The organism is Exiguobacterium sp. KRL4 (assembly GCF_001870785.1).
Taxonomy (GTDB): Bacteria; Bacillota; Bacilli; order Exiguobacteriales; family Exiguobacteriaceae; genus Exiguobacterium_A.
In genome coordinates, this window is record NZ_MOLV01000004.1 from 286,809 (window position 1) to 311,763 (window position 24,955).

Here is a 24,955-nt window from a genome sequence, read left to right on the forward strand (position 1 = left end):
ATCCTACTCGGACAGGGACAGAAGGACGATATTGCACTTATCCACGCCTTCTTTCCTATGATTTATTTTAGGAAGGAAAGGCGTTTCCTTTTGTCCTCTCTAAACTACGAAGGAGAGAACACACATGCATACGATGACACCTTTATTAAAAAAACAACAAGCCGGAGAGAAGCTCGTCATGCTGACAGCCTATGATTATCCTTCGGCGAAACTAGCGGAAGCTGGGCAAGTTGATTTACTGCTAGTCGGCGATTCATTGGGGAACGTGATTCTTGGATATGATTCAACGATTGCCGTGACCGTTGATGACATGGTCCATCATGCCCGTGCCGTCCGTCGGGGGGCACCGAACACGTTTATGGTCGTTGATATGCCGTTTGCGAGTTACCACGGTTCGTTCGACCGGACGCTTGACGCAGCGGCGCGTATCTTCCAAGAAAGTAACGCGGACGCTTTGAAGCTTGAAGGAGCAGGCGAAATCTTAACGACGATTCGTCGTTTGACAGATGCCGGTATGCCTTGTGTCGCCCATTTAGGACTGACACCACAATCTGTTGGGGTTCTAGAAGGATTTAAGGTCCAGGGGAAATCACTTGAGGCAGCTGAACAGTTGATTGCCGACAGTTTAGCAGCTGAGCAAGCCGGAGCGAAGATGCTTGTTTTAGAATGTGTCCCTCATCCGTTAGCCAAACGGGTCCAAGAATTATTGACGATTCCGGTGATCGGGATTGGTGCCGGTGCTGATGTCGCCGGACAAGTGTTGGTCTATCATGATCTTTTGACTTACGGAGTTGGACGTCTGCCGAAATTCGTCAAGGCGTATGCCGACTGGAATACATCGGGAACGGAAGCAATCGCTAGTTATGTCAAAGAAGTCAAAAATGGTACGTTTCCAGAACTTGCGCACTCGTTTATGATGGATGAAGAATTGATCGGTGCTTTATACGGAGGAACAACAGAATGAAGATCATGCGTAGCGTCGCGCAATTGCAGGAAGCTTTAGGCGGACAACACTCAATCGGATTTGTTCCGACGATGGGATTCCTGCATGAAGGGCATGCCTCGTTACTCGAGCAGGCCCGTGCAGAAAATGACATCGTCGTCTTAAGTATTTTTATCAATCCAACACAATTTGGACCGAATGAAGATTTAGACCGGTACCCACGTGACGAAACACGCGATCAGCAACTGGCGCAGTCAGCCGGAGTGGACTACCTGTTTTATCCGACAAACGAGGTGATGTATCCGCTCGATATGGCCCGAGTGACCGTTCGTTCTGGGGATGACGTCTTATGTGGCGCTTCACGTCCGGGACATTTTGATGGTGTCCTGACCGTCGTCAGTAAATTGTTTAACATCGTCCGTCCGACGCGTGCCTATTTTGGATTAAAAGATGCGCAACAACTCGCTTTGATTGAAGGATACGTCGCGGATTATTTTGTCCCGGTCGAAATCAAACGGTGTCCGATCATTCGAGAAGCAGATGGACTGGCGAAATCATCGCGGAATGTCTATTTGTCGGATAGAGAACGGGAACAGGCACCGGGGATTCAACAAGCATTGGTCGAAGCGAAACAGGCGTTGGATCAAGGTCAGCCGCTTGAAACGGTTCTCGAAAAAACACGTACACTTCTTCAGTTTGAAGGAGCGGCGATCGATTATGCCGAAGCCGTCGCTTATCCGACGCTTGGACCGGTTGACGCAACGACAGAAACGATTTTATTAGCGGTTGCGGTTCAATTCGAATCAGCCCGCTTGATCGATAACTTATTATATACGAGAGGAGCATGACCATGTTACGAACATTCATGCACGCAAAATTACACAAAGCCCGTGTCACGGAGGCAAATCTCCATTATGTCGGGTCGATTACGATTGATGAAGACTTACTTGATGCTGTCGGGATTCTTGAAAACGAAAAAGTTCAAGTGACGAATAATCAGAATGGTGCCCGGATTGAGACGTATGCCATCAAAGGGGCACGTGGCTCAGGTGTCATCTGCTTAAACGGAGCAGCGGCACGTCATTTCCAAATTGGTGATGAAGTCATCATCATGGCGTATGCACAACTCACGAACGAAGAAATCGCTGAGCATGTTCCTAAAGTAGCGGTACTCGATCAAGAGAACAGCATTAAACAGATGTTGTCACAAGAAATCGCACATACGATCTTATGAATTTGAGAGACCCGGGATACATGCTGGGTCTTTTTTTGTTAAGATGGAACTTGAGATGCCATGTGGTGAACATGTGGATGGTTAAAGGTGGAGAGAAGCCGTGGAAAAAAAGTTTGTTGTAGTGGATCTAGAAACGACCGGACATTCGATTAAATCCGGCGATGAAATGATTGAAATCGGTATGGCAGTGATTGAAGACGGTCAGATTACAGAACGTCTGTCAGCATTTGTCCGTCCGCAAAAACCGATTCCGCCGTTTATTTCTCAGCTGACGGGAATTACGGACAAAGACGTTGCGAATGCTGAAACGTTTGATCAGATTGCACCACGTGTTTTGCAATTGTTAGACGGTGGTATATTCGTAGCACATAACGTCCAGTTTGATTTGACGTTCTTAAACGAGGCGCTAGAAGAAGAAGGTTATTTACCGTATACAGGTCCTGTCATTGATACCGTTGAATTGGCGCGGATTTTATTGCCGACAGCAGAGAGTCATTCGTTATCACATCTGACCGACGCCTTACACTTGACGCATCACGAAGCACATCGAGCAGGCAGTGACGCGGAAGCGACGGCAGAGCTATTACTCTATTTACTTAGTGAGCTGCGGAATTTACCGCTTGATACATTACGCCATTTACGTCGCCTAGCCGGAAAATTGTTTAGTGCGATTGAAGAAGAAATCGATCAGGCGATTCGACTGGTGGGTCTTGAGCCGGATGAGCGGTTCGACAGTTTCCGAAAGATTGCTTTGAAAAAGCGGGTCGACTCGGAAGAACTGACGATACGGACGGATCTTGAACCGTTTAGCCCATTTGTTGATCGACTCAATGAAACGGTGTTTCCTCAATTATTCCCAGGATACGAACCACGAATGGGTCAACTCGAGATGATGCGTCATGTCTATCAATCGCTTGATCAAGAAACACCTTTGTTGGTCGAGGCAGGGACAGGGACAGGGAAGTCGCTCGGATATCTTGTGCCGGCAGCGCATTATGCGATTGAACACGAGACCCCGATCATCGTCAGCACGCATACGATTCAATTACAGGAACAATTGTTTGCACGTGATTTACCACTCTTGCGCCAGCTGTTCGACGAACCTGTCGACATCACCCTGCTGAAGGGTCGGAATAATTATATGGATTTACGAAAATTCGAATTTTTCCTCAGTGAGACGGAAGAACCGTATAATTTTACACTCGCAAAAGCGATTTTGCTTGTCTGGTTGACGCAGACAGATACGGGGGATTTGGAGGAAGTCAGCTTACCGGGTGGAGCTGCCCAAGGCAATATTGCGATCAAACAATTGATTCAGTCCGATAGTCAATCACAACTTGGACGATTTGACCCTTGGTATAGCCGGGATTTCTTCCATCATGCGGTTCGTCGAGCAAAACAGGCGACAATCATCGTCACGAACCATGCGTTATTGTTTAGTGACATCCAATATGAAGCAGGTGTCTTGCCGAAGGGCTGTCCGTTGATTTTAGATGAAGCGCATCAAATCGAAGAAGTAGCCAGTCATCATTTTGGATTAGTATTTGATGGGCATTCGTTTGATCGGATTTTCAGACAGCTTGGTTTTTCATCGGATAAAAAATTATTAACAAAATTGATCAGTCTGTCCGATCAATTTGATTTGACGGAATTGGTTGAAGCGCATAGTGAAACGATTGATGAGACATTAACGGAACTACTCGAAGAGGCAGATGGTCTGTTGACGATCATCCAGGCCTACGGGCTGGAGCTTGCTTCACGTAAAGAACGACGGGAAGGACGGGTCACGGTCCGCTTTAAACGACTCGATCATTCGATGCGTGCCGTCCAAGAAAGTGCAAAACGGGTCGAACTGGTCTTAAGACGGTTACGTCAGGCGATTCGGGCGATCCATAAATTGTTCCATGATCAACGCGAACATATGAGTTATCGGGAACGATCGGTCGTCGCGGATCTAAAGACGGTCATCGGTCAACTCGAAGAGGCCGAACAAGCCATTTTCGAAACGATGCTCGCTCCACACGATGAGACGGTCTCCTGGATTGAAACGACCGTTAAAAATCGGAAGCTGACACGGATTTACACACAACCCATTGATATTTCTGGACGCCTGCATCGGGATGTCTTTTCGAAACGAACGTGTGTTTTAACTTCTGCAACCTTAACCGTGTCGAACAAATTTCAATTCATCGAAAAGCGTCTGGGATTATCAGAACTCGAGACACGACGGTTCATCGTCCCGTCGCCGTTTGGATATGCTGAAAAAGTCCGGTTGATGGTCCCGACGGATTTGCCGTTATTACAAGATGTCCCACAAGCGACCTATTCCGAAGTCATCGCGGATGCAATCATTCGGATTGCGGAAGTGACAGAAGGGCGGATGCTTGTCTTGTTCACCTCAAACGAGATGTTGCGACAAACGCATGATGCAACGAAGATGGCATTACCTGAACGCTTTACGTTACTTTCTCAAGGGATAACCCAAGGTTCACGTCAACGTCTGATGAAACAGTTTAAACAACTTGACGCCTGTATCCTGTTCGGGACGGCCAGTTTTTGGGAAGGGGTCGATGTGCCAGGGGACGATTTAAGTTGTCTTGTGATTGTCCGCTTGCCTTTTGCACCACCCGATCAACCGATTGTCCAAGCCCGCTCGGAACAAATTGAACAGCAAGGGAAATCCTCGTTCTTCGAATACAGTTTACCGCAAGCGATCATTCGCTTTAAACAAGGATTTGGTCGGTTGATCCGCACGACAAATGACCGTGGCGTCGTCTTTGTCTTTGACCGGCGAATTGAGACGACACGTTACGGAAAACGGTTTGTTTCGAGTCTACCGCATGTGCCGGTTCTGGCAAAACCACTCGACGAACTGACGGCAGAACTGGAATTGTTCTTAAATGATATGGATTGAGTCTGTTAAAATAAGCATTATCGCATTATAATAGATGTAGAAAAATGAGGGAGGATATAAGATGGATTCGAAAATCGAGACGCTCGCAACCGTCAAGGTCAATCGGCATGACGATACGTACAAGATTGTAGACTTATTGAATCGCACGTTGAAAACAGAGGATTTGATGTTTGGTCTGGCACTGGACGAAAAAGATAAGGAGCAGATGGTCTTTACCATCTACCGCACATGAACTGGAAGGTCGTCATCGGTCTTGTCTGCTTCATCCTTCTGATTACGCTCATCGGTACGGGAGTTTATCAATTCACCGTCGCGGAAGCTAAAGGACGCGAACAAAAAGTGGTGCTTCAGGCAGAAGCACGTCTGGAAAAAGAGTTGGCACCGGAACAGATTCGGTTTGACCATGTCTTTAATGGCAAAACCCAGTATAGTGTGTTTACGATTCAACAAGAGGGACAAGCTGTCCGGGCGTTTGTGCCGAAGGCAGGTCGCATCGAGACGAGACGGGTCTCAGACGGGATGGAGATTGCCGAAGTCATTCGACAAGCCGGTAATCCAGCCGAAATCGTTTCCGCCAAGTATGGTTTTGAAGATCGGGCGTTGATTGAGATCGTCTCGAAAACAAAAGTCGGCTATGATTATTCGTATTACACCTATCAAGAAGGAACGTTTATCAAACGTCTACGGATCAATTAAAAAAAGGAGTGTGCAAGATGTTATCTAAACGTGTACAACAGTTGGCACCGTCAACGACACTAGCGATTACTGCAAAGGCAAAAGCATTACGTGAAGAAGGACAGGATATCATCGGACTCGGTGCGGGCGAGCCGGACTTCAACACTCCAGAATTTATTATCCAAGCTGCATTTGCGGCGGCAGAAGCAGGCGATACGAAATACACGCCATCTGGTGGGACGGTGGCCTTAAAAGACGCCATCATCGAAAAAACGCGTCGCGATTTATGGCTTTCGTATGAACGGTCGGAAGTCATGGTCGCTTCAGGCGCAAAACATGCCTTGTCGACACTGTTTCAAGCGATTTTAGATCCGGGCGATGAAGTCATCGTCCCTGCGCCATATTGGGTCAGCTACCCGGAACAAATCAAGTTAAGTGACGGCGTTCCTGTTATCTTAGAAACGACGGAACAATCACGATTCAAAGTGACACGTGACCTGCTCGAACAGCACATCACGCCGAAAACAAAAGCACTTGTCTTAAACTCACCTTCAAATCCGACAGGGATGGTCTACACGAAGGAAGAACTTGAAATGGTCGCAGATGTAGCGACACGCCATAATCTTCTTGTCATCAGTGACGAGATTTATGAAAAGTTATTATACAATGGCGTGACGCATTTATCGATTGCGACGTTACCGGATATGCGAGAACGGACCGTCATCATCAATGGCGTCTCAAAATCGCATGCGATGACAGGCTGGCGGATTGGTTATGCGATCGGGCCAAAAGAAATCATCGCTGCGATGACGAACCTTGCGAGCCATTCGACGTCTAACCCGACATCGATTGCGCAAGCAGCATCTGTTGCCGCTTATGCAGAAGGCGATGCACCGGTTGAAGCGATGCGGGTCGTATTTGAAGAACGTTTAGAACAAATTTATGACCGGTTGATTCAGATTCCGGGCTTAACGTGCCTGAAACCAGAAGGTGCCTTTTATCTGTTCCCCCATGCGTTACGGGCAGCAGAGATGTGTGGGTTCTCAAACGTCGATGACTGGTGTACGGCCGTCTTATCAGAAGCAAAAGTCGCCTTGATTCCAGGGTCTGGCTTTGGCGCACCGGAGTACGTCCGTTTATCGTACGCAACGGATCCAAAACGTGTCCTTGAGGCACTGGACCGAATCGAAGGATTTATCACGGCGCATACCGCCGTTTAATAGAGAGAGGATGTTGACTTTTGAAAGCAATGATTCGTGATGTAGAAAAACACGTAGGCGAAGAAATCACGATCGGATGTTGGTTGGCCAATAAACGATCTAGTGGAAAGATTGCGTTTCTTCAATTACGTGATGGTTCCGGCTTCATGCAAGGTGTCGTCGTCAAAGAAACAGTCGGGGAAGAGTTGTTTAAAACGGCTAAAGGATTGACGCAAGAAACATCGATGTGGGTGACGGGCGTCATCAAATCGGACGGCGGACGGACAGCGATCGGACACGAAATGGAGATCACAGCGATTGAAGTGATTCATGAAGCGGTCGATTATCCAATTACTCCAAAAGCCCATGGAACCGACTTCCTGATGGATAACCGCCATCTGTGGTTACGATCAAAACGTCAACATGCCGTAATGGTGGTCCGGAACGAACTCATTCGTGCGACGTATGAATTCTTTAACCAAGAAGGCTTCATCAAGGTCGATCCGCCAATCCTGACGGGAAGCGCACCGGAAGGGACGACTGAATTGTTCCATACGAAATATTTTGATGAAGATGCTTACTTGTCGCAATCCGGACAACTTTATATGGAAGCGGCAGCGATGGCACTTGGAAAAGTCTTTTCGTTTGGTCCGACATTCCGGGCTGAAAAATCGAAAACACGCCGTCACTTGATCGAGTTTTGGATGATGGAGCCGGAGATGGCATTTTATGATCACGAGATGAACTTAGAAGTGCAAGAAAACTACGTGACGCATCTTGTACAATCGGCACTGAACAACTGCCGTGCCGAACTCGATTTATTGGGTCGCGATTTGACAGTGCTCGAGAGTATTCAAGCACCATTCCCGCGCGTCAAATACACGGAAGCAATCGAGATGTTGAAGGAACAAGGATTTGATGATATTGAATTCGGAGATGATTTTGGTGCGCCACATGAGACGGCAATCGCGAACACGTTTGCGCGTCCCGTCTTCATCACACATTGGCCAAAAGACATCAAACCGTTCTACATGAAAGAAGACCCGGAAAACCCAGGATTCGTGTTATGTGACGATTTGATTGCTCCAGAAGGATATGGAGAAATCGTTGGCGGATCGCAACGGGAAGAAGATTATGAAAAGTTACGTGCCGGCATGAAAGAACATGATCTGGATGAAACCGGTGCCTACAAGTGGTATTTGGAAACCCGTCAATATGGATCAGTCCCACACAGTGGTTTTGGTCTTGGACTCGAGCGAACAGTCGCCTGGATTACAGGTGTCGAACACGTCCGTGAGACGATTCCGTTCCCACGTCTGTTGAACCGATTGTATCCGTAATATCGACCGAAATCGACCCATCCCTCGGACGGGTCGATTTCTTGCTTATCTTACAGAATCGAGGAAGTGTCATGGATCATAATTTAATTCAACTTTTTGAGGAAGGAACGGTTGTGCTCCCCAAACGATTGTTTACGGAAGCCAAACGTCTTGGCATCAGTTTTGTCGAGTTTACGTTGATTGGACAACTGTTTGCTTGTCGCGCAGAAGGGATGGAGATGCCTTCACCAGAGGAGCTCAGCAACCGACTGGGACTTTCTGAAACGGAAACAATCGAGACGACACTTGGATTGCTTCAAAAAGGATTACTCGCCATGGAGAACGTCGCCGGTTCGGAACGTTATTCCCTGGTGCCACTCTACGAAAAATTAATGGCACCACCCGAACAGGAAGCACCGAACTTCGATACGATCAATCCCTCTGTCTTCCAACATTTTGAACGGGAACTGGGGATGATGTCACCATTTCAGATGGAACAGATCATCCAGTGGCTGACGATCGAAAACATCGCCGAAGAGCTCGTCTTGGCCGCCTTACGCGAAGCCGTCTACCATAACGTCCGGAAGATGACCTACATCAACCAAATCTTACGGACGTGGGAACGTGAAGGGATTAAGACGCTCGAAGATCTGGCAACGAGAGGGGGGTGATAGGGATGTTACGCAAAGCAGATATTGAACGGATTGAATCGACCCTTGAAGAGATGTTTCCAGATGCGTTTTGTGAATTGATTCATCAAAATCCGTTTGAACTCGTCATTGCCGTGGCTCTCAGTGCGCAAGCAACAGACGTGCTGGTCAACAAGGTGACACCTGGTCTATTTGCCGCCTATCCGACACCGGATCGTTTGGCCGCGGCACCGGTCGAAGAGATTGAAGAGAAAATCAAACGATTGGGGTTATACCGCAATAAAGCTAAAAACATCAAAGCATTAGCGGAGCAATTGCTTGTTCTTCATGATGGGGAAGTACCGACTGAGCGAGCAGGGCTCGAAGCTTTACCAGGTGTCGGACGAAAAACGGCGAACGTCGTTTTGTCCGTTGCGTTTGATGTGCCGGCATTCGCTGTCGACACCCATGTCGAACGGGTCTCGAAACGTCTCGGAATCTGCCGCTGGAAAGACAATGTCACACAAGTTGAACAAACGTTAATGAAACGGTTTAAGCGGGAACGGTGGTCGAAGTTGCATCATCAGTTCATCTTTTTTGGGCGATACCACTGTAAGGCGCAACGGCCGAATTGTCTAGAATGTCCTTTACTTGGTATGTGTCGGGAAGGAAAAAAACGGACAAAAGGATTGCTTCCACCAATATGAAATGGAGAGCGAATAACAAAAAGCGTCCCGCAGTAAAATTGCGGGACGCTTTTTTGTGCCAATCATCCGTTCCACGGTGTGTCGGACCACTCGCGGCGTTTTTTCGTAATCGGAACTTTTTTGAAGCCCCAGTTTCGGAAATCTTGATCGGGACTGTCACGTCGGATGTAAATCTTATTTTTGATGGCTTTGAAAATTCGGTTTTCGTCCCCATAATGGACAAACCGGGGTTTCACCTCAATGACCCCACGTCGGACGCGGGAGAGGGGGAGGCAGACGAGATCGGCAATCTCAAGACCAGATTGGTAGAGGTCGCTATCTTTTTCAGCAAAAATGAACCCTTTGATTTTTTGACGACTTTTCTCCACGTCCAAATGAACAGTTCCGGAGTTGAAGATATCAAAAAATGCTTTTTGGATCAACAAATTCTGATAGTCATCCCGACTTTCGAGTACGACACGGGCGCTCGTCGCTTCCGTCTCCTCGAGAAACGCATAAAACGATTTCATCAAATGAGCAAATGCGACGACATACGGATCTTTTGGTGTAGAATAGAATTCCTGCAGTTTTTGTTTATCGACTTCAACGCTGACGATCGTACAATCGATGTCAACGAGGAAATCTGGTAAAGCGACCCAAAAATGACGTAACATATCAATCGTAATGCCGTCTTCCTTGCCATACGGGTGTTCCGCCTTTAAAATTTCTTTCAGATGAAGCGGAATATGCGGATCTTCGAAAACAGACGATTTGAATTCCATCAAACGTTTACGTAATGGACTTGGTTCACCGGTTTCGTCAGAATCGATGGCGTATTTATATTCCATTAAGACTCCAGTCAAGTTAAATTGTGTATTACCTTTAGGTGTCCCCGTCTCATCAACGAACATGACATATTTTTTAGGGACTGAGTTTGTAGACCTTGGAAACCCTTTGACATCAACGTTTTTCACGTGTTTTGTTTCTCTCTTATTCAAGCGAATCTCCTCCGATTGCACAATTATTGCACACTTTTTTTGAAAACGAGCACGTTCGCGGCCTCTTGATGCAACTTTACACTGACATGGCTATATAAATCCATGGTTATTGCATAACTTGCATGAATCCAATCTTTCCTGAACGACTTTTGGATACACGCCTAGTTCGAGCAACAGGGTAGATGCGTATGACGAAGATCGTGAATCCGGATGCGTGGTACTCCGGCGAGCTCCGACAACCAGTTGAACGCCCGGTGGACGATGCTTGTGCTGAGTGTAACACCAAGCGTGTTCAGACAAACATAATCACGGTCACTCCGGTAGCCCTGACTGAGTTGATGAGCAGACTAGGTCCGCTTCATACTTCTCAAGTAGTCTATGGCGTTCTCATTCAACACGATGAGGCGAGAGCGGTCGTTTTTAGGGGCTTTCTCGTTATAGATGGCTGAGCCGGTTATGATCTGCGATGGAGCGCTTCACGAGTATGGTCTGTTGCTCAAATTCGATGCCAGACCAACATATGGTGATGACTTCACGATGCGCAGCCCGGTATACAGGATCAAGATGATGGGGAGGACACGCAACTCCTACTCATGCGTCCCGATGAAGAATTCGCACTCTTGTCGACCAGATCTGATGGTTTTTCCCAGCACGATTTCTAACAGGGACGATACCTTTCTGCGGTTGTAAAACATCGCTTTCACCAATTGAGGAGCATGACGTTCGTAATAGATCGCAATCAGATTTTCTACCGTCAGCTGTGAGACTTTTGCCGTTCGATGGACCTGTCCTCACGTTCATTGAGAAAGTTGGCCATCCAATACTCCGGTTCACGTTTCATATCCGTTCGTCTTGTTCATCGAATCCAAGACTGATCCTAGCTTTCCATTTACCGGTAGTGGGGTTCTTTTTAATATTCGTCATACAGTTTCCCCTTCCTGCACGACTAAACACTATTCTCATTTATTTGAATCAGCGGATTTTATCAAAATTAGGCGAGAATACTCCCACTTCTAAACGAAGTGAAAGTGGGAGAGGAATCGCCAGCCTGCCTTTCGGGTATATTCCCTTTGAAGGAGGTGAAAAATGGTGTTGAAGCACAAGGCCTACAAATTCAGAATCTACCCCACAAAAGAGCAGGAAATCCTGATCGCGAAGACGATTGGATGTTCGCGTTTCGTCTTCAACCACTTCTTGGCGAAGTGGGATGAAATGTACAAGACCACTGGAAAAGGACTGTCCTACGGTTCTTGTTCTAAAGAAATTCCTTTGTTGAAGCGGCAGTTCGACTGGTTGAAGGAAGTCGATAGTACATCTGTTCAGATCAGCGTCAAACACCTTGCCGATGCGTTTGACCGCTTCTTCAAGAAGCAGAACGAACGCCCTCGTTTCAAGTCTAAGCGCCATCCCGTCCAGTCGTACAAGACCAACATCCAAGGCAAAAACCAGCTTCCTGAAGTCTCGATTGGATGCAACAAGCTCAAACTTCCGAAGCTGAAATGGGTTCGTTTCGCCCATTCGAAACAGGTCACAGGCCGTATCTTGAACGCCACGATCCGACGTAACGCTTCAGGAAAATACTTCGTTTCCCTGCTCGTCGAGCAGGAGATCAACGAACTGCCGAAGACCGGTTCATCCGTCGGCGTCGACGTCGGACTCAAGAACTTCGCCATCCTGTCGGACGGCACGGTATACAAGAACGACCGTTACTTCCGTTCGCTTGAGAAGAAACTGGTGCGCGAACAGCGCAAGCTCTCCCGCCGTCAACGCATCGCTCTGAACAAGAAAGTCAAGCTTTCCGAGGCGAGGAACTATCAGAAGCAGAAGCGGAAGGTTGCCCGTATCCACGAGAAGATCGCCAACAAGCGTACCGACTTCCTGCACAAGGTATCGACCGAGATCGTCAAAAACCACGACGTCATCGGCATCGAGACCTTGCAGGTGAAGAACATGCAGAAGAATCGCAAGTTGAGCAAGGCCATCTCGGACGTCAGCTGGTCGGAGTTCTTTTGCATGCTGGAGTACAAGGCAGAATGGTACGGGAAGACTGTCGTCAAGGTCGGCAAGACCTTTGCTTCCAGTCAACTGTGCTCCAGTTGCGGACATCAACACAAAGACGTGAAACATCTTGGATTGCGTGAATGGACATGCCCGAGTTGCGGCATCCATCACGACCGTGATGGGAACGCAGGACTGAATCTCAAACAAGAAGCAGAACGCATTTTAGCTTCTTCAACCGTCGGAACGACGGGGGTAGCCTGATCAGGTTTCGACTGTCAGGTCGGATAACTCAGGAATCCTCCACCTCTAAGTGAAGCGCAAGGTGGAGGTAGTTCAAGCGATATAGCTATTCTCCAAGACGACAATTCGAACATGAAGAACCTTTTGAAGAAGTTGTTTAGCAAACGACTCGATCAGTAAGACGTTTTGTATTCAAAAATGTATGAGTTATGCGATGCGTGTTCCGAAAAGGTTTTGGAATTCATTGCTAGCTAGACGACGGGAAAGATACTGTGTTCGCAGTATCTTTTTTTGTACAAAAAAAGCCGTCATATAGACGGCTAAGGTGTTACCATTCAAATCCTTCTTCACTATAAGAACCATCAGAATTAAAGAATCGTTCTTCTGTTTTACCGTTTACCGTACTAGTATAAATGACATAGACGTCGAGGTTATCGTACTTATCAGCCATTTTTTTAGCAGCCTTACGAGCTTCAGCCTCATTCGTGAACGATTCAGTCATATCTGCTTCACGATGGTTCTCTACACCGTGCTCTTCATAACCTTCTACTGACCATACTTTTTTTGATGACATAAACAACATCCTTTCATAGCAGAGCGAGATGTGTAACGCTTTGCTGTTTATCATTATGCTTTGTTTGATGAAAATTAGTCAATTTACCATACTTACAATCGTTCTAAATACGCAAAAAGCATGAGGGGAATCAGCTCATTTGCTAACATACACTAATAGTAGAAATTTGACGAGTTATAATCAAACTGTTGAACAAAACAGATCATCTTGTTATCAGATTACATATTCAAAGTGTCCATCTTAGGTCCGGGGTTACGTGACGAAAAACAGAGTTCCTCTGATTATTGCATCAGTTGATCGATATAACGGACAGATTTGATGGTTTCATTAAAGCGCTTTAAGCTCGTTTTCGGTTGAAACGCTTGGACGGACAACTGTTTTAGCTGATCGACGGCACTCTCGACCATCGCAGGGCGTAAGTAAGGGCTGTTCTGAGCGTTTTGTTGCCATTCTGCAATCAGAAGGTCCGCTTGTTCGACGAACGGAATCACCTCTTTTTGGAAGTCATATTCTGTCCCATCGCGTCCTGCCTGATAAATACGTTCAATCTCTTGAAGTAACGGTTCTATTGTCATTTGTTTTTAACTACTCCTCTCGGCCGATACGATACAATCACATATCATGGTACAATAAACGCGTTAGGAGGGGAATCCTTTTGAATTACCCGAATGGTAAAAAGTTTCAAAAACCACTTGAGTCGCACGGCATGACGATTCAAAACGCCCGTTCCAAAGGCTCGACGTTCTCGAATCGTGGAATGAAGCTAGAAAAACTCATTAATGAAAGTAATACGTTTTATTTGACCCACAATCGGGCAATCATTCATAAGAAACCGACTCCTCTTCAAATCGTTCAAGTTGATTACCCGAAACGGTCGGCTGCCGTTGTCAAAGAAGCCTATTTCAAACAACCGTCGACAACGGATTATAACGGGGTGTACCGCGGACGATACATCGATTTTGAAGCGAAGGAAACTAATCACAAAACGTCCTTCCCACTAAAAAACTTTCATTCCCATCAAATTGAACATATGCGTCAGTGTGTAGCACATGGAGGAATTTGTTTTGTCATCATTCGATTCAGTATGTATAATGTGCAATATGTGTTGTCTGTCGAGCATTTGTTCCCCTGGTGGGAGCAGTTGGAAACAGGCAGAAAGTCGATTCCGTTAGCAGAAATCGAATGTCATGGAAAAAAACTCGAGACAGGTGCGTTTCCTGCAATTGATTATTTACCAGCAGTGGACGAGTTATATTTCACTTGAGAAACTTTACAGATTGAAGGAGAAGGATAGCATATGGAAAGAAGTCGTGTCGCACGTCGTGAAGAAACGAAGACGTCAGTCAAACAAACGAACCGGACAAAACGTCCGAAAAAGAAAAAGACGGGTGGATCTGGCGGAAAGGGTGCCCTTTGGAAAAAGTTGCTGTTAGTGGCAACAGGATTGTTCATCATTTTGATGCTTGCTGGTGGAGGTTTTGCCGTTTACGCAATAGCCACAGCACCGGAGCTGGACGAATCAAAATTACGCGATGCGCTTCCGCTGAAAATTTATGCGAGCAATAAGGAAGAAATCAAAAAAGGTGGGACGAGCCGTGAATACGTCTCGATCAAAGAAGTACCGGATGTCGTCAAAGACGCATTCATCTCGATTGAGGACCGGCGTTTTTATCAACATAACGGGATCGACTTCCGCCGCTTAGGAGGCGCGATCATTGCCAACATCACAGATGGTTTCGGATCAGAAGGTGCTTCGACGATCACGCAACAGGTCATCAAACAGTCGTTCTTGAGTTCTGATAAAACAATCACCCGTAAAGTCCAGGAACAGTGGTTAGCAATTCGTTTAGAACGCGATTATACGAAAGATCAGATTCTTGAAATGTACTTGAACAAAAACTATTACGGTCAAGAATCGTATGGGATTCAAACCGCATCAAAAGCGTACTTCAATAAGACTGTCGATAAACTGAACTATGCAGAAGGTGCGATGCTTGCAGGTCTGCCCCAACGTCCATCTGCTTACGATCCGATCAACGGTGATCCGAAGTTAACAAAAGGGCGTCAAACACAGGTCCTTGATGCGATGTTGACGACCGGCGTCATTTCACAGAATCAACGTGATCAAGGTGTCGATCAGCCGATTTCAAAATTGATTGATCCCGCTCCAAAGTCAAAAGACGACGCTGCATACGATAGCGTGATTTTTGATATGGTCTCACAAGAGCTAGAAGACGTCTTTGGTCTAGAAGGAAAAGATATCTACGGTCAAGGATTAAAGATTTATACATCAATCGACAAACCGATGCATGATTATATGAACGAAGCAATCAAAAAAGACCAAGTCGTTCAGTTACCGGATTATGCGGAAGCCGCAGCGACCGCCGTCAACACGCAAACGGGTGAAATTCTCGGAATCGTTGATGGGAAAAATCCAGGGACAGGTACGTCGCGCCGAAATTTTGCAAAAGAACCGCACCAACCGGGTTCTTCATCAAAACCGTTTTTCGCTTACGGACCGGCCATTGAAAATGAAAAATGGTCAACGGCTAAAATGTTGACGGACCAAGAAACAAAAGTGAATGGAAAAAATATCGGAAACTATTACGATGGATACCGAGGGACAAATACGATTCGGAACTGGCTTAAGATTTCTGCCAATACGCCGGCCATTCAAACGTTCCAACAAATCGGAGGAGATGCGGTGGAGAGTTTTGCTGCCAAATCCGGATTGAACTTAAAAGACGACGAGTCGATTTCACCCGCTTATGCGATTGGGGGAATGAAACACGGCTTCAACACGACACAAATGGCATCTGCTTACGCCACACTCGGTAACGGTGGCGATTATATCAAACCACACATCATCAAGACGATTGAATACAGTGACGGCTCAAAAATCAAATCACCTGTCAAACCGAAAAAAGCAATGGAAGATTATACGGCCTACATGTTGACGGATATGTTGCGAGACGTCTTGAAGCCAGGTGGGACGTTCCCGAGTGCCGCTCTTGCCTTTGATGCAGCAGGTAAGACCGGAACGACGAATGCTTACAAAGATGTCTGGTTCGCCGGCTATACGTCCGATGTCTCAATCAGTGTTTGGACGGGAACGACGAAATCAGGTAATAACAATGAGTTAGGTTTAAGTGGACCAACGAATAGTACGATGGCTCAAAACCTCTGGAAAGATTTTGTCACGAAAACACGTGACCGGACACCAGCACCTTTTGAACAACCAAGTTCTGTTCTCAGTATCGGTGACGAACTTTATGTCAAAGGAACAAAAGAACCGGTTGTTGAAAAAAAGGCCGTACCAGCTCCGACTGGCTTACAAGCATCTTACAATGAAGACTCGGAGTCTGGTGAACTGACGTGGAGTTACAACGATTCAGCACTGCGGACAAACGGCTACGATAGTGTATCATTTGAAGTGTCGATGACAGATCCAGACGGGAAACAATCGGTTCTCGGGACAAGTTCAACGAACCGAATCGGCATCAGCGGACTGGATCCGGGACGGACGACGTTTACGGTCGTCGCTAAAGCATCCGGTGAGCAGTCCGGTCCTGTTTCGACCACGGTGACGGTTGCCGAAGTCGAGACGGACGAACCGACGACGGACGAACCGACGACGGATGAACCGACGACGAATGAACCGACGACGGACGAACCAACGACGGATGAACCAACGACCGACGATGGAGCTTCTACCCAGTCGAATAATGGACGTCAATCAAACGGGAATCAAGGTCGGGGTAATGACACACCGGCTGATTCAGAATCCAATCAATAATGGGTCCGAGGACCGCTTAAGATAGACAAGACCGAGGAAACGGATGTGTTTCTTCGGTCTTGCCTGTTTTTTTTGTATAATGGAACAGAGGAAGGAAGTGGGGCAATGGAAGCTAGACAATCACTTGTCACCTATTTAGAAGAACTCAAAGCTGATCGTTCCTTCATGGAGCGTGTTACCTATATGAAAACGATGGAAGCGACAGTTGGGAAGTACGCACCGTTTCCCAAAGAGATGCCGGAACGGTTACGACAAGCCCTGGAAAAACGCGGCATCACTTCGTTGTATCGGCATCAGGAGCTAGCCTTTCGAACCGTCCAAGGTGGTGCATCGACCGTTATCGTTACACCGACAGCATCTGGGAAAACCTACTGCTTTAATTTGCCGATTTTATCTCATCTCTTAGCCCACCCGAATGCACGGGCCTTGTACCTTTATCCGACAAAAGCGTTGGCACAAGATCAAAACAGTGAACTGTTAGAACTCATCGACGAGATGGAAGCACCGATTCGTTGTTTTACGTATGATGGTGATACGTCACCGACGATTCGAACAAAAGTCCGTAAAGCCGGTAATATCGTCATTACGAATCCAGATATGTTACATTCCGGTATCTTACCGCATCATACGAAATGGATCGAACTGTTCGAAAATTTATCGCATATCGTCATCGACGAATTGCATACGTATCGCGGAGTATTCGGCAGCCATGTGGCAAACGTCATCCGACGGTTGCGACGGATTTGCCGATATTATGGGAGTGACCCGATTTTCATCATGACAAGTGCGACGATTGCGAATCCACAAGAACTAGCAGAACGTTTGACGGAAAAAAAGGTTCAGTTGATTGATGATAATGGAGCACCAACCGGTCGAAAACATTTTATCGTCTATCAGCCGCCAATCGTTAATGCGCAACTTGGAATTCGTCGTTCAGCGACACTAGAAACCAAACAACTGGCCTCACGCTTCATCAAAAAGAAGTTCCAGACGATTGTTTTTGCCCGGTCACGTGTCCGTGTCGAGGTGTTGTTGACGTATCTTCGCAGTCTGATCCGGCACGAACTTGGACCCAAATCGATCGAAGGCTACCGGGGTGGTTATTTACCAACTGAACGGCGGGATATTGAAAGACGGTTGCGTAAAGGTGAAATTACCGGCATCGTGTCGACCAATGCACTAGAGCTTGGTGTCGACATCGGACAACTTCAAGTCTGTATCATGAACGGTTATCCGGGAACGATTGCCTCATTATGGCAACAGGCGGGACGAGCCGGACGGCGTCAGGATGATGCCTTGATCATTTTAGTCGCTTCTTCCGGAATGCTCGATCAATATGTGGCCGAACGACCGGAATTGTTTTTAAATCAATCACCGGAAGCAGCTCGACTCGACCCGGATAATCTCATCATCGCCGTCGATCATATCAAATGTGCCGCGTTTGAATTACCGTTTCGTCAGGGCGAAACGTTCGGGACACTTGAGACGGAAGATATCTTAGAGTATCTCGTCGAAGAACGTGTATTGCATCAGCGGGGGGAACGGTATTACTGGATGAACGATGCGTTCCCGGCACATGGTATTTCGCTTCGATCCAGCGATCAAGAAAATGTCATCATCGTTGATCAAACAGAAGTCCCGAATCGAGTCATCGGCGAGATGGATACCTTCAGTGCGATGACGTTATTACACGATGAAGCGATCTATTTACACGGGGCAGATCAATACCAAGTCGAAGCCTTGGATTTCGAAGAAAAAAAAGCCTTTGTCCGAGCCGTAGATGTTGATTATTATACGGATGCTAATTTTTCAGTCGAATTATCAGTTCTGGATGAAGATGAATGTTATACGAACGGTGTTTTTAGTGTCGCACGCGGAGATGTCAGTGTCCGTGGAATGGCGACGATGTTCAAGAAGATCAAGTTCGGGACACATGAAAACATCGGATCAGGTCCCATTCATCTGCCCGAACGGGAAATTCACACGACCGGTGTCTGGTTTTCCTTACCGGAAACGTCTACATCGAGCACAGAACTCGAACAAGTATTAGAAGGGGTCGCAAACAGTCTGCGTCGTGTTGCTCCCTTGTATTTGATGTGTGATGCGAGTGATGTGTTTGTTGTTCCTCAAGTCAAAGCCACGCATACACAAAAGCCGACGATTTATCTGTACGACCGTTATCCGGGTGGTGTTGGGCTTGCAGCATCGATTTACAAACAACGGACTATCATGCTCCGTGCTGCCCGGGACTCGATTGAAACATGTCCTTGCCTTGACGGTTGTCCGGCTTGCATTGGTATGATTGGGGTATCTGATGAAAAAGAGCGGACAATCAGAATGCTTGCTGAAATGGAGACAGAATTATGAAAAATAAACTGAGACGGATGTTGAAGACGACCGAGACAGAACCGAAAACAAGTCCTTCATCCACGGATCAGGAACAAGCCACGACGGCTGAACAAGCAGCCTGGTTAGCAAAAGGAGCTGACATCCTCACATTCGAAGAGGAATGGATTGTCCGACTGGATCGTCGGTATCCCCTGACGGCTCAGCACGGTCATCGGTCATTTGAAGCGGTTTTTGAATCATTACAGTTACCGCATCCGCCACTGGCGCTAGATGTCCCACTCGAACAAATCATTTTTTTTGATACGGAAACAACGGGTCTAAAAGGTACGGGGACCACGATTTTTTTACTTGGATTTGCACGATTTGAAAAAGGCGAATTGCTGATGCGGCAATATTTTCTGCCGCATCCACACTATGAAGCGGCTTTGTATCACCATTTTTTGCGAGATATCGGGGAAGATGTTCGATTCGTCACCTACAATGGGAAAAGTTTTGACTGGCCGCAAATAAAGACACGCCATGTGTTTGTCCGTGAACGTGTACCACGTCTGCCGAAAGTCGGTCATCTCGATTTACTCCATGTCTGTCGTCGTCTGTTCAAAGGAATGTATGACTCGTACCGGTTGACACGGATGGAAGAGCGGATTGGATTTGAACGGACAGATGATCTGCCCGGTTTTTTGGCGCCGATGCACTATTTTCAATACGTCGAACATCAAAATCCGGACATCATGTCTGGGGTTCTTGAGCATCATTTGCATGACTGTCTTACGTTGGTCAGCCTTTATGATGAATGTAATCGGCTTGTGACACATCGCCAAGAAGCCACGTCTCAGATTCGTGAAAATATTGGGGTCTGGTTAGCGGATCTAGGCATTCATGATCAGTCGGTCAAACATTTTGGACAGGCGGATGAGTTGACTGCGCAAGGCTGGTTCCGCCAAGGGATGTTATACAAAAAACTGCGGCAGTATGAGAAAGCCAAACTCTGTTTTGAAAAGAGTGATTCGTACGAAGGGTTCATCGAACTTGCGAAATGGGCCGAGCACATTGCCAAACAACCAACCGTTGCTTATGATTATACGGAAAGAGCCAAAAACATGTTAGCGCACCACCAGTTGTTAGCTTCGCGTCGGGAACGATTGTTAGCCGAACTAGATCATCGAAGTTTACGTCTACAAAGGAAGTGTCGTCGATGAAGGTCGTAGCAGTAACAGGATATAAACCAACGGAACTTGGGATCTTTGACCAAAAGCATCCCGGTATCAAGATTTTAAAAGCAGCCTACCGTGAACGTCTCATCCGATTGATTGAAGATATGGGGACGACTTGGTTCATTACGAGTGCGGCTCCTGGATGTGAGTTGTGGGCATGTGAAGTCATTTTAGAACTCAAACAGGAGTATCCAGATATCCGGTTAGGGATTTTGCTTCCTTTTCTTGAACAAGAAGCAAAATGGAAAGAACCGGTACAAGCACAATATCTAGCGGTTTTGAATCAAGCAGACTTTGTGGACGCAATCAGTCAAAAACCATACGAAAATCCATCTCAGTTTCGAAATAAAACGGAATTCATGATTCAAAAGAGTCAAGGGTTATTGTCCGTGTTTGACGAGGAACATGGAGGATCTGCCAAGTATCTGGTGGAACGTGCTAAACTAGAAATGGAACGATCGGATTATCAGTTGTTCTTGATTACACAAGATGATTTGGCAATGATGGAACAGGAGCAGACCTACAATGAACAATGGGAGTGAAGCATATGTACAAGCCGTTATTGACAGCAGATGATATTTACAAAAAGGAATTCAAAACAGGTCTACGGGGTTATGTCATCGAAGATGTAGACGGATATTTGGATCAAGTCATCAAAGATTACGAAGGCTTTGAACGGGAAATCGACCGGTTAAAACGGGAACTAGAAGAAGCAAAAGTGGCGTCTTCCGTTGGCATCAAACGAGAAGAACGGCGAACGGAACCAGACGTGCCGACAGTCCCTTCGAACCCTTCTAATTATGATATGTTACGTCGCATCTCAAATCTTGAAAAAGCCGTTTTTGGACGACCGCATCAAGAAGAGTAACGGATACGTGAACGTAATGGAAAAAATTGACGCAGACGCAAAAAATCGGCTCCTCCACCAAATGAGGATGCCGATTTTTTGTCAATTATGGCGTAGAATCTCTTCTGCCTGAGGTAAATCTTCTTTTAGGACATAAAGGGCTACCCGGTCGTCCAACTCTTTACTGAAGCGTCGGAAGAGAAAAGATGTTTTAACGCCACGTTCCATCCGGACGCGAAGGCCTGCTTGATCTAACCGATCATGATCACGAGCCAACTGTTCTCCTTTTTCTCCAAACGCTTCACCAAGTACGACCCAGCGCATTGATTCTTTAGTTCGTCGTGTCACAATGACGATAAAATATAAAACAAGAACAACAATCAATATAATACGTATCGTATTAAAATCCATGGATAACATCACCTCATCTTTTATCATACGTCCTTAACGCGCATAAAGTAAACGTTCAAGATAACGTGAAAAAGGCTGAAGTTTTAATCCTTGTTGACGGTAGGCGATGTACCCGTCTGGTCGAATAAGATAGAGTCCAGCTTGTTTAATCCCGAATTTCCGAGCGAGCTCGCCACCTTGGTCAACGACACCATCATCCTTCAACTCTTGATGGATTGGCACGGTCTCGAATAAATCGGGGTAGGAATATGCCAATTCTTTAAAAGGTGAGAGTGTGGCTTCGTCTGCTTGACGAGGTAAAAAAAGTAACAACAAGAAGTTCCGGTCTGCACGTCGTAATAATAATTCATTTTTCTTTGTGCGTGGATTCACGACTTCACTATACGGCATCGGTTCTCCCGGACGTGGAGTCAGGAGCGGAAAACGTCCCTGTGTGACAAATAAATGGGAAGCTTGATAATTACTGTTCAGTTGGGCAATGCGATTGGTGACGTAATGGTGTAGGGGTGTAATCTTTAAACTGTTGCGAATGACTTTTTCTTGGAGTGGTAATAAAAAAGGCACATTAATCTGCAACAATTCAGTGGCGAGATTCGTGGAACGTAAAATTCCGCGGGCTGCCTCACGTCGCTCGATACTATACGAATCAAGCAATGGAAAACTGGCTTTAAACCGGTGGACACACCATAATTTCCAGGCTAGATTCATTGCGTCGGCAATCCCGGTATTCATTCCTTGACCGCCGACAGGTGAATTAATGTGGGCAGCATCCCCGATGAGATAAATCCGGTGATGACCAAATTTTTCGATGATTCGGTTATGGACCCGGAACATGGAATACCAATGTACTTTTTTTAACTTAAACGGAACTTTCGCCCGATTTTGTAAAAAATCTTCGATTGCAGCATGGTCTGTCGGAACGGTACCGTTCGTCAAGTTGCCTGTAATTCGAAATAAGTTGGACTGCAGTGGAAAGGACTCGATGACACCATGATCGGAAAAGAAGATGTGGACTTCTTCAGAAGATAACGGCCAATCCACTTCGATATCGGCTAATGCCCACGATTCTTTAAAGGATTTCCCGCTGAATGGAAGTCCCAGTTCACGTCGGACAAAACTATTGGCACCATCTGCTCCGATGATAAAGGAAGCGTCGACGGTCTCCGTCACATCATGTCTACGGATCGAGGCGCTGACGAACGTCGGAAACTGAGCAAAACCAGTCAGTTCCGTTTCACGTTCCACGGTATGCCCATCTTCCTGCAACCGGGTTTCAAGAATTCGTTCGGTCTCACTTTGAGGTAATAAGGTGACGAACGGAAACGGTGTATTTAAATCAGTAAAGTCAAGTTTGGCTTGCCAAGCGCCATTGACATACAGATTACCTTGATTGATTTTGATTGCATGCTCCATCAATGCATCGGCTACGCCAAGGCGCGCGAATAATTCGAGTGATCGAGCCTGAATTCCAATCGCTTTTGAGACGACGGATGGACCACTTGCACGTTCAATGATTCGAAAAGTCAAACCATAACGTGATAATGCGAGCGCTAACGTCAAACCGGTTGGTCCAGCACCAATGATCAGTACATCTACTTTTTTCTTCACGAATAGCCCCCCTTATTTTACTTCTTAGCCAAAACTCGCTACCATTAAACTATCGACTTGGCGGGTAACCGTCTGAAAGGATGAGGGCAGTGAATGAACAACTATTTACGACGGAACGCTTGATGAGCAACTTCAGAGAATACATGCGACAAAATGAAGCGTATATGACGAAGATTCAGGCACTTAATGCCTATTATAAAGTCGTAGCAGGATCGATTTTAGCCGATCGAATTGCTAAAAATGCGGACTTGATCGTACGCATGCGCCATCTGGAAGAAGCGTATCAGAAAGTCGCGCAGGAAACACGATGAGTGACTTCCGGATGGATGATGTGAAACGAGCGTTTGCCTCGTCAGAAGAGCGACTCCCTAAAAATGCTGCTGCCGTATTAGTTCCGCTCCTCGAACGTCACGGAGAGGTCTATCTCCTGTTTCAAGTACGAGCGAAAACGCTCCGGTCGCAACCAGGAGAAATTTCGTTTCCAGGTGGGCGGATTGATCCCGGTGAGCAGCCGAAGCAGGCGGCCATTCGTGAAACAAAAGAAGAGTTGAACTTGAGTGATACCAATATTGAAGTCATCGGCACATTGGAACCCCTCGTGACACCAAATCGGTCAATCATCTATCCCTATGTGGGTATCTTGACGGCAGAGGAAATTCATCCGTCTCCGATGGAAGTTGATCATATCTTTTTTGTTGCCTTATCGGATTTAGTAGCAGCCGAGCCGATTCAAGGCGAGATGGAATGGCGCATTCGTCCAGGGAAAACAGTTCCGACAGACCGCTTGGCCAATCGTGATGCCTACTTGGATCGAACGTATAAAACCGTTGAACATTTTTATGAGCATGAAGAGTATTTGATTTGGGGACTGACGGCAAAAATCTTACGGCAGATGTTACGGACCTTGACGCAATACTAGCTTTTTCATGAGTTCTTTTATATGATTAAGAATATCTGAACGTGTCAGGAGATGATTGAGATGGAAGAAGAAGAGTTATTTGATTATATCGTCGGTGATATGGTAAAGACAAAAGAGGGCTGGGTCGCTGAAGTCACAGCCGTATTAACCAATACCGTAGTGGGAGATCTCTCACATACAAAAAACTTCGAAACTCTTGGTTTTGAGTTCGAGAAACAAGTATTGATTAAATCGGAGATTGAATTGTTAGAACGAAAATCAAAATAAACGACGGACCGGACAGACTTTCTGCCGGTTTTTTTGTATGTCAAGGCATGTGAAAGCAGGTTTCAGAACAGGCAATTCAGGGGAATTTTACAAAGATAATAAAGAATAGACTTGACTACTACAGATGGTGGA

General features: G+C 46.4%; 25 protein-coding genes. 20 read left to right on the top strand and 5 right to left on the bottom strand.

Annotated features, from left to right (window positions below; genetic code table 11):
• Positions 1 to 124: 124 nt before the first annotated feature.
• The 10 genes from panB to nth all read left to right on the top strand — a co-directional run bounded on the left by panB (position 125) and on the right by nth (position 9,620).
• Complete coding sequence (gene panB, locus BLD48_RS03815; RefSeq protein ID WP_071499007.1) at positions 125 to 964, top strand: 3-methyl-2-oxobutanoate hydroxymethyltransferase; 840 nt, start codon at positions 125 to 127, stop codon at positions 962 to 964.
• Positions 961 to 1,791, top strand: coding sequence for a pantoate--beta-alanine ligase (gene panC / locus BLD48_RS03820; protein ID WP_071499008.1), 831 nt, complete (start codon positions 961 to 963; stop codon positions 1,789 to 1,791). The genes panB and panC overlap by 4 nt, the downstream gene beginning before the upstream one ends.
• A 2-nt stretch (positions 1,792 to 1,793) precedes the next feature.
• The gene (gene panD / locus BLD48_RS03825) at positions 1,794 to 2,177 is read left to right on the top strand and encodes an aspartate 1-decarboxylase (protein WP_026829829.1); all 384 of its coding nucleotides are present in this window, start codon (positions 1,794 to 1,796) and stop codon (positions 2,175 to 2,177) included.
• 100 nt (positions 2,178 to 2,277) lie between these two features.
• Positions 2,278 to 5,091 (top strand): ATP-dependent DNA helicase DinG, encoded by a 2,814-nt coding sequence (gene dinG / locus BLD48_RS03830; protein ID WP_071499009.1) that lies wholly within the window; start codon positions 2,278 to 2,280, stop codon positions 5,089 to 5,091.
• A gap of 61 nt (positions 5,092 to 5,152) precedes the next feature.
• On the top strand, positions 5,153 to 5,323 hold the full coding sequence (locus BLD48_RS03835) for a YpmA family protein (RefSeq protein WP_012370646.1): 171 nt from the start codon (positions 5,153 to 5,155) through the stop codon (positions 5,321 to 5,323).
• Positions 5,320 to 5,787: a hypothetical protein gene (locus tag BLD48_RS03840; RefSeq protein ID WP_071499010.1), complete on the top strand. Its 468-nt coding sequence runs from the start codon at positions 5,320 to 5,322 to the stop codon at positions 5,785 to 5,787. Before BLD48_RS03835 ends, BLD48_RS03840 begins: the two co-directional genes overlap by 4 nt.
• 17 nt (positions 5,788 to 5,804) lie before the next feature.
• Positions 5,805 to 6,986, top strand: a complete 1,182-nt coding sequence (locus tag BLD48_RS03845) for a pyridoxal phosphate-dependent aminotransferase (protein ID WP_071499011.1) — start codon at positions 5,805 to 5,807, stop codon at positions 6,984 to 6,986.
• A gap of 29 nt (positions 6,987 to 7,015) precedes the next feature.
• Positions 7,016 to 8,305, top strand: a complete 1,290-nt coding sequence (gene asnS, locus BLD48_RS03850; protein WP_143082912.1) for an asparagine--tRNA ligase — start codon at positions 7,016 to 7,018, stop codon at positions 8,303 to 8,305.
• Between the two features lie 71 nt (positions 8,306 to 8,376).
• Positions 8,377 to 8,955, top strand: coding sequence for a DnaD domain-containing protein (locus BLD48_RS03855; protein WP_012370642.1), 579 nt, complete (start codon positions 8,377 to 8,379; stop codon positions 8,953 to 8,955).
• A gap of 5 nt (positions 8,956 to 8,960) precedes the next feature.
• Complete coding sequence (gene nth, locus BLD48_RS03860; protein ID WP_071499013.1) at positions 8,961 to 9,620, top strand: endonuclease III; 660 nt, start codon at positions 8,961 to 8,963, stop codon at positions 9,618 to 9,620.
• 62 nt (positions 9,621 to 9,682) lie between these two features.
• Here nth and BLD48_RS03865 read toward each other — a convergent pair whose 3' ends face one another.
• Positions 9,683 to 10,597 (bottom strand): DUF3800 domain-containing protein, encoded by a 915-nt coding sequence (locus tag BLD48_RS03865; protein WP_083412229.1) that lies wholly within the window; start codon positions 10,595 to 10,597, stop codon positions 9,683 to 9,685.
• Positions 10,598 to 11,686: 1,089 nt separating this feature from the next.
• Here BLD48_RS03865 and tnpB point away from each other — a divergent pair.
• Complete coding sequence (gene tnpB, locus BLD48_RS03875; RefSeq protein ID WP_071499096.1) at positions 11,687 to 12,859, top strand: IS200/IS605 family element RNA-guided endonuclease TnpB; 1,173 nt, start codon at positions 11,687 to 11,689, stop codon at positions 12,857 to 12,859.
• Between the two features lie 307 nt (positions 12,860 to 13,166).
• Here the strand turns inward: tnpB and BLD48_RS03880 are convergent, their stop codons facing one another.
• On the bottom strand, positions 13,167 to 13,412 hold the full coding sequence (locus BLD48_RS03880) for a hypothetical protein (protein ID WP_071499015.1): 246 nt from the start codon (positions 13,410 to 13,412) through the stop codon (positions 13,167 to 13,169).
• A gap of 281 nt (positions 13,413 to 13,693) precedes the next feature.
• Positions 13,694 to 13,987, bottom strand: coding sequence for a DUF1798 family protein (locus BLD48_RS03885; RefSeq protein WP_071499016.1), 294 nt, complete (start codon positions 13,985 to 13,987; stop codon positions 13,694 to 13,696).
• 74 nt (positions 13,988 to 14,061) lie between these two features.
• On the opposite strand from BLD48_RS03885, the gene recU reads away from it, so the two are divergent.
• The 6 genes from recU (at position 14,062) to gpsB (ending at position 21,639) form a co-directional block, all read left to right on the top strand.
• A complete protein-coding gene (gene recU, locus BLD48_RS03890; protein ID WP_071499097.1) occupies positions 14,062 to 14,676 on the top strand; it encodes a Holliday junction resolvase RecU in 615 nt (204 codons plus the stop codon).
• Between the two features lie 33 nt (positions 14,677 to 14,709).
• Positions 14,710 to 17,208, top strand: a complete 2,499-nt coding sequence (locus BLD48_RS03895) for a transglycosylase domain-containing protein (protein ID WP_071499017.1) — start codon at positions 14,710 to 14,712, stop codon at positions 17,206 to 17,208.
• 105 nt (positions 17,209 to 17,313) lie between these two features.
• Positions 17,314 to 19,575 (top strand): DEAD/DEAH box helicase, encoded by a 2,262-nt coding sequence (locus BLD48_RS03900; protein ID WP_071499018.1) that lies wholly within the window; start codon positions 17,314 to 17,316, stop codon positions 19,573 to 19,575.
• Positions 19,572 to 20,756, top strand: a complete 1,185-nt coding sequence (locus BLD48_RS03905) for a ribonuclease H-like domain-containing protein (RefSeq protein WP_071499019.1) — start codon at positions 19,572 to 19,574, stop codon at positions 20,754 to 20,756. Before BLD48_RS03900 ends, BLD48_RS03905 begins: the two co-directional genes overlap by 4 nt.
• Positions 20,753 to 21,313, top strand: a complete 561-nt coding sequence (locus tag BLD48_RS03910; protein ID WP_014970578.1) for an SLOG family protein — start codon at positions 20,753 to 20,755, stop codon at positions 21,311 to 21,313. The genes BLD48_RS03905 and BLD48_RS03910 overlap by 4 nt, the downstream gene beginning before the upstream one ends.
• 5 nt (positions 21,314 to 21,318) lie before the next feature.
• A complete protein-coding gene (gpsB, locus tag BLD48_RS03915; protein ID WP_083412231.1) occupies positions 21,319 to 21,639 on the top strand; it encodes a cell division regulator GpsB in 321 nt (106 codons plus the stop codon).
• Between the two features lie 81 nt (positions 21,640 to 21,720).
• Here the strand turns inward: gpsB and BLD48_RS03920 are convergent, their stop codons facing one another.
• Both BLD48_RS03920 and BLD48_RS03925 read right to left on the bottom strand, forming a co-directional pair.
• Positions 21,721 to 21,966, bottom strand: coding sequence for a hypothetical protein (locus tag BLD48_RS03920; RefSeq protein ID WP_236629934.1), 246 nt, complete (start codon positions 21,964 to 21,966; stop codon positions 21,721 to 21,723).
• A 96-nt stretch (positions 21,967 to 22,062) separates the two neighbouring features.
• Positions 22,063 to 23,637, bottom strand: coding sequence for an FAD-dependent monooxygenase (locus tag BLD48_RS03925; RefSeq protein ID WP_071499022.1), 1,575 nt, complete (start codon positions 23,635 to 23,637; stop codon positions 22,063 to 22,065).
• Between the two features lie 80 nt (positions 23,638 to 23,717).
• Here BLD48_RS03925 and yvfG point away from each other — a divergent pair, with 80 nt between their 5' ends.
• Genes yvfG through BLD48_RS03940 form a run of 3 tightly spaced genes read left to right on the top strand, consistent with a single transcriptional unit; the run spans position 23,718 to position 24,823 of the window.
• The gene (yvfG, locus tag BLD48_RS03930; RefSeq protein ID WP_236629935.1) at positions 23,718 to 23,948 is read left to right on the top strand and encodes a protein YvfG; all 231 of its coding nucleotides are present in this window, start codon (positions 23,718 to 23,720) and stop codon (positions 23,946 to 23,948) included.
• On the top strand, positions 23,945 to 24,556 hold the full coding sequence (locus tag BLD48_RS03935) for an NUDIX hydrolase (protein ID WP_083412232.1): 612 nt from the start codon (positions 23,945 to 23,947) through the stop codon (positions 24,554 to 24,556). Before yvfG ends, BLD48_RS03935 begins: the two co-directional genes overlap by 4 nt.
• Positions 24,557 to 24,616: 60 nt before the next feature.
• The gene (locus tag BLD48_RS03940; protein ID WP_014970572.1) at positions 24,617 to 24,823 is read left to right on the top strand and encodes a hypothetical protein; all 207 of its coding nucleotides are present in this window, start codon (positions 24,617 to 24,619) and stop codon (positions 24,821 to 24,823) included.
• Positions 24,824 to 24,955: the final 132 nt, after the last annotated feature.

Coding starts and splice junctions, on each gene's coding strand:
- BLD48_RS03885 (WP_071499016.1), bottom strand. CDS start 13,987: ATGACAATAGAACCGTTACTTCAAGAGATTGAACGTATTTATCAGGCA.
- BLD48_RS03835 (WP_012370646.1), top strand. CDS start 5,153: ATGGATTCGAAAATCGAGACGCTCGCAACCGTCAAGGTCAATCGGCAT.
- gpsB (WP_083412231.1), top strand. CDS start 21,319: ATGTACAAGCCGTTATTGACAGCAGATGATATTTACAAAAAGGAATTC.
- BLD48_RS03900 (WP_071499018.1), top strand. CDS start 17,314: ATGGAAGCTAGACAATCACTTGTCACCTATTTAGAAGAACTCAAAGCT.
- panB (WP_071499007.1), top strand. CDS start 125: ATGCATACGATGACACCTTTATTAAAAAAACAACAAGCCGGAGAGAAG.
- BLD48_RS03840 (WP_071499010.1), top strand. CDS start 5,320: ATGAACTGGAAGGTCGTCATCGGTCTTGTCTGCTTCATCCTTCTGATT.
- BLD48_RS03910 (WP_014970578.1), top strand. CDS start 20,753: ATGAAGGTCGTAGCAGTAACAGGATATAAACCAACGGAACTTGGGATC.
- BLD48_RS03845 (WP_071499011.1), top strand. CDS start 5,805: ATGTTATCTAAACGTGTACAACAGTTGGCACCGTCAACGACACTAGCG.
- BLD48_RS03940 (WP_014970572.1), top strand. CDS start 24,617: ATGGAAGAAGAAGAGTTATTTGATTATATCGTCGGTGATATGGTAAAG.
- BLD48_RS03935 (WP_083412232.1), top strand. CDS start 23,945: ATGAGTGACTTCCGGATGGATGATGTGAAACGAGCGTTTGCCTCGTCA.
- panD (WP_026829829.1), top strand. CDS start 1,794: ATGTTACGAACATTCATGCACGCAAAATTACACAAAGCCCGTGTCACG.
- BLD48_RS03880 (WP_071499015.1), bottom strand. CDS start 13,412: ATGTCATCAAAAAAAGTATGGTCAGTAGAAGGTTATGAAGAGCACGGT.
- yvfG (WP_236629935.1), top strand. CDS start 23,718: ATGAGGGCAGTGAATGAACAACTATTTACGACGGAACGCTTGATGAGC.
- nth (WP_071499013.1), top strand. CDS start 8,961: ATGTTACGCAAAGCAGATATTGAACGGATTGAATCGACCCTTGAAGAG.
- BLD48_RS03855 (WP_012370642.1), top strand. CDS start 8,377: ATGGATCATAATTTAATTCAACTTTTTGAGGAAGGAACGGTTGTGCTC.
- asnS (WP_143082912.1), top strand. CDS start 7,016: ATGATTCGTGATGTAGAAAAACACGTAGGCGAAGAAATCACGATCGGA.
- BLD48_RS03905 (WP_071499019.1), top strand. CDS start 19,572: ATGAAAAATAAACTGAGACGGATGTTGAAGACGACCGAGACAGAACCG.
- panC (WP_071499008.1), top strand. CDS start 961: ATGAAGATCATGCGTAGCGTCGCGCAATTGCAGGAAGCTTTAGGCGGA.
- BLD48_RS03895 (WP_071499017.1), top strand. CDS start 14,710: ATGGAAAGAAGTCGTGTCGCACGTCGTGAAGAAACGAAGACGTCAGTC.